The sequence below is a fragment of the Reichenbachiella sp. MALMAid0571 genome (assembly GCF_040151475.1).
Lineage (GTDB): Bacteria > Bacteroidota > Bacteroidia > Cytophagales > Cyclobacteriaceae > CAXBNB01.
In genome coordinates this window covers 1-3,541 of the sequence record NZ_JBDKWG010000080.1, presented here as the reverse complement: position 1 = coordinate 3,541, position 3,541 = coordinate 1, and the positions used below count along the sequence as shown (strand labels likewise).

Here is a 3,541-nt window from a genome sequence, read left to right as displayed (position 1 = left end):
TAGCTTCAAAATGATTAAACCCAGTCTCCTCGTCTTCTTCTGCATATTGGCCCTGGTAGCCGAATCGGTAATCCTCCTTTTCCCAGTGACTCAGGACTGATCCGCCTGGATAGTAGTCTGTAGTCTGGGTGATGTCCACGCCCAGTTGCTTTACTGTAAAATCGTCAAAGAACACATTGGTGCCAGCACTTTCGTTGGCCACATAGGTGTAAATATACTTTGCGTTTTCGGGAATGTCTATCTCCAGGGAGATATTTTGGGTTTCTGTGGCGGCAGCTTCCGGCACAGGTGTATAGTAGTCATAGCCTCCGGCTGTAGGATCTATCAGTACATAATCCTGGTCGAAGACCATGCACATCAGGTAGGCCCTTGGCGCATTTGATGAATTGGTGAGCGAGAGTGCCAGCAGGCCGGAGGCATTTTCCAACCCATCGTAGATATGGGCTGTCTCACTGCCTATGCCATTGGATACGCCAAAGCTACTCGCCAAAAAGCCCATTAGCCCTGGGAATACTTCGTCGTTATCATCCTCAACGAAAAAGACGTTGACGTCCAGCTCTAGTTTATCCCCTTCTTTCACTTCGAGGGAATAGTTTACCTCCGAGACAGAGTCTCTACCTTTCATTCATTACTTTCAAGTCATCCTTCGGAAGACTTAAAAGAACGGGGGGAATTGATACTAAAACATTCGATTCAGCAACTGCAATAACAGACCTATTACTACAAATGAAAAGACTAATACAAAATATACAAAAATCATTTGATAAACGGTCAAATCTCGCTGATACCAAATTCCAACTGCCGGAACAATTGCAAAAAGGAGGCATAATTTTAAAATAGATATTAATATTTTTTTCATAAAAACTACTTCTCATCAAGATCAAATTCGTTAAGATTGTCTGGAACTACATCATCAAATATCACGGGTCCAAATTCAATTGAAGCTTCAGGAAGTGATTCCTTAGGTGTTGGCTCAATTTGAAACAGTCTATCAAAAGCACCAGTAGATAAATCCAAAACTGAATTTACAAATGAAGTAAATACATTCGGATATTTATAAGCAAAAGGAACTTTAGTTCCAGCCTCTCCTCTTCGCCAAGTTTGATGCACCTTATTAATGTAACGATTGGTAAACCTTCCACCAGTACCTGTAGTAAGTGTAGTGACAGCAGTACTTATCAATGCTCTGGATGGATCAGGTACAGCTTTTCCATGATAATCATCAATCGCTTGGTTGGCCATTGATGCTGATAACGAAATAGCTCCAACCTCTGACATTCCTATCAAAGTAGCAGGACTAGCCGCAATAAGTGCACCTGTACCAGCTCCAATACCAATTTTCAAATAAGTCCTACTATCTGTCAAATCAATACCTCCTTCTTCTTGAGCTAAATCATAAATAGCAAAACCAGCCCCTATTACCGCTCCTATCGCTATGTGCCATGCTTCTCCATCAGGGTCGACTCCATTCACAGGATCATTACCCATTCCGTTATAAGGTGAATGAAACTGTCTGGCAGGATCAACTCTCATCCACCTACCAATCCTTGCATCAAATTGTCTAGCCTTGAATTGGTTAAAACCCGTCTCCTCGTCTTCTTCAGCAAATTTCCCTTGATAGCCAAATCTATAATTCTCTTTTTGCCAATGACTCAGGACAGAGCCAAAGGGATAGTAGTCTGTGGTCTGAGTGATGTCCACGCCGAGTTGCTTTACTGTAAAATCGTCAAAGAACACATTGGTGCCAGCACTTTCGTTGGCCACATAGGTGTAAATATACTTTGCGTTTTCGGGAATATCTATCTCCAGGGAGATATTTTGGGTTTCTGTGGCGGCTGCTTCCGGTACGGGTGTATAGAAGTCATAGCCTCCGGCGGTCGGGTCGATAAGTACATAGTCCTGATCGAAGACCATGCACATCAGGTAGGCCCTTGGCGCATTTGATGAATTGGTGAGTGAGAGTGCCAGCAGGCCGGAGGCATTTTCCAATCCATCGTAGATATGGGCTGTCTCACTGCCTATGCCATTGGATACGCCAAAGCTGCTTGCCAGAAAGCCCATCAGCCCTGGGAATACCTCATCGTTATCATCCTCAACGAAAAAGACATTGACGTCCAGCTCCAGTTTATCCCCTTCTTTCACTTCGAGGGAATAGTTTACCTCCGAGACAAAGTCTCTGCCTTTCATTCATTACTTTCAAGTCATCCTTCGGAAGACTTAAAAGAACGGGCGAATTATATATCTATTATGATAGATTTTTAGTGCTACCCAAGTACCAATTCCAAAAGCAATAAGTATAAAACCTAAGCCAGATAGTACCCCTTTTATTCCATATATTACTATATATAACATTCCATTTGTGGCAAATAAAACAGCAACAAAATGAATTAAAGATATTGGAAACAAATCCAGGTACTTATTAAAAGAAACTTTCGCTTTCTTTGACATTAGTCTCAAAAACAAAAACACTCCCAGAAAGGAAAAAATCATTACTTGTGCAAATTCAATAAATAACCCCATTAAATCTAACTCAATAAAAACAATAAGCTCTTCTTTGGGTAAACCAACAATTGTTAAAAGGTTAGATAAACACAAAATCAAAATCACAATTAGTTTAATTTTTGCCACACGGCTAAGGTTAGATAAAATGTTTACTATTGTCATGACTATTCATTTTGTAGTTTATCATATCCTGCTCTGTAACCATCGGTCATATATCCTTCTTTTCCTACTTTATGTAACCGCAAGTCGGTTTTTATAAACTCTGATCCTGAATCTCTGTATTGCAAATACTCAAAACCATCTTCGCCAGTATATACGTTCCAACGATCATTCGTTATTCCAGTCCATCCACCAGTAACTCTTGCAAGTTCATCAGGTAAAAAGGCAAAGAATCTTATATTTTTCCATGCAACACTTGAATAGCTAGCCCCAATTGTAAGTCCTCCTGCCAACCCAAACTGACCATCACCACTTGTTACATCAATGACAGTAACATCATATGTTCTATTATGTGCATTAGCCGCATCAATAAAATTAGTCCTCTTTCCATCATAAAGAAAACCCCATTCTACTCCGGTTCCACCTCCTAAAACTATATCCGTACCCATATTACCTGGAGAATGTTTTTGTGCACTTACAGCTTGATGTTCATCATGGACTGTAAAAGATATTTTTCCTATGTCATCATACGCAAAACCAGTCATTTGATTGTTATTATACCCAGGTCCGTACGGATTAACTCCTCCTTTCGCTTCAATTTGCATAAACCAAAACCAAACTCTTTCGCCATTAGGGTCAACTCCATTAATAGGATTATTACCCATTCCATTGTAAGGAGAAGCAAACTGTTTAGCTGGGTCAGGTACTAGCCACCTATTTATTTTCGAATCATACTCCCTAGCTTCAAAATGATTAAACCCAGTCTCCTCGTCTTCTTCTGCATATTGGCCCTGGTAGCCGAATCGGTAATCCTCCTTTTCCCAGTGACTCAGGACTGATCCGCCTGGATAGTAGTCTGTAGTCTGGGTGATGTCCACGC

The 3,541-nt window shown here is 40.8% G+C and carries 4 protein-coding genes; all 4 read right to left on the bottom strand.

Translation table 11 applies throughout. The annotated features are described in order from the left end of the window. On the bottom strand, positions 1–625 hold a 625-nt coding region (locus AAOP42_RS02020; protein ID WP_349526784.1), incomplete at its 3' end, for a hypothetical protein. Positions 626–864: 239 nt separating this feature from the next. Beyond that, complete coding sequence (locus AAOP42_RS02015) at positions 865–2,187, bottom strand: RHS repeat-associated core domain-containing protein (protein ID WP_349526783.1); 1,323 nt, start codon at positions 2,185–2,187, stop codon at positions 865–867. A 30-nt stretch (positions 2,188–2,217) separates the two neighbouring features. Further along, positions 2,218–2,664 (bottom strand): hypothetical protein, encoded by a 447-nt coding sequence (locus AAOP42_RS02010; protein WP_349526782.1) that lies wholly within the window; start codon positions 2,662–2,664, stop codon positions 2,218–2,220. A 2-nt stretch (positions 2,665–2,666) separates the two neighbouring features. Next, a partial coding sequence (locus AAOP42_RS02005; RefSeq protein WP_349526781.1) for an RHS repeat protein occupies positions 2,667–3,541 on the bottom strand: 875 nt, incomplete at its 5' end.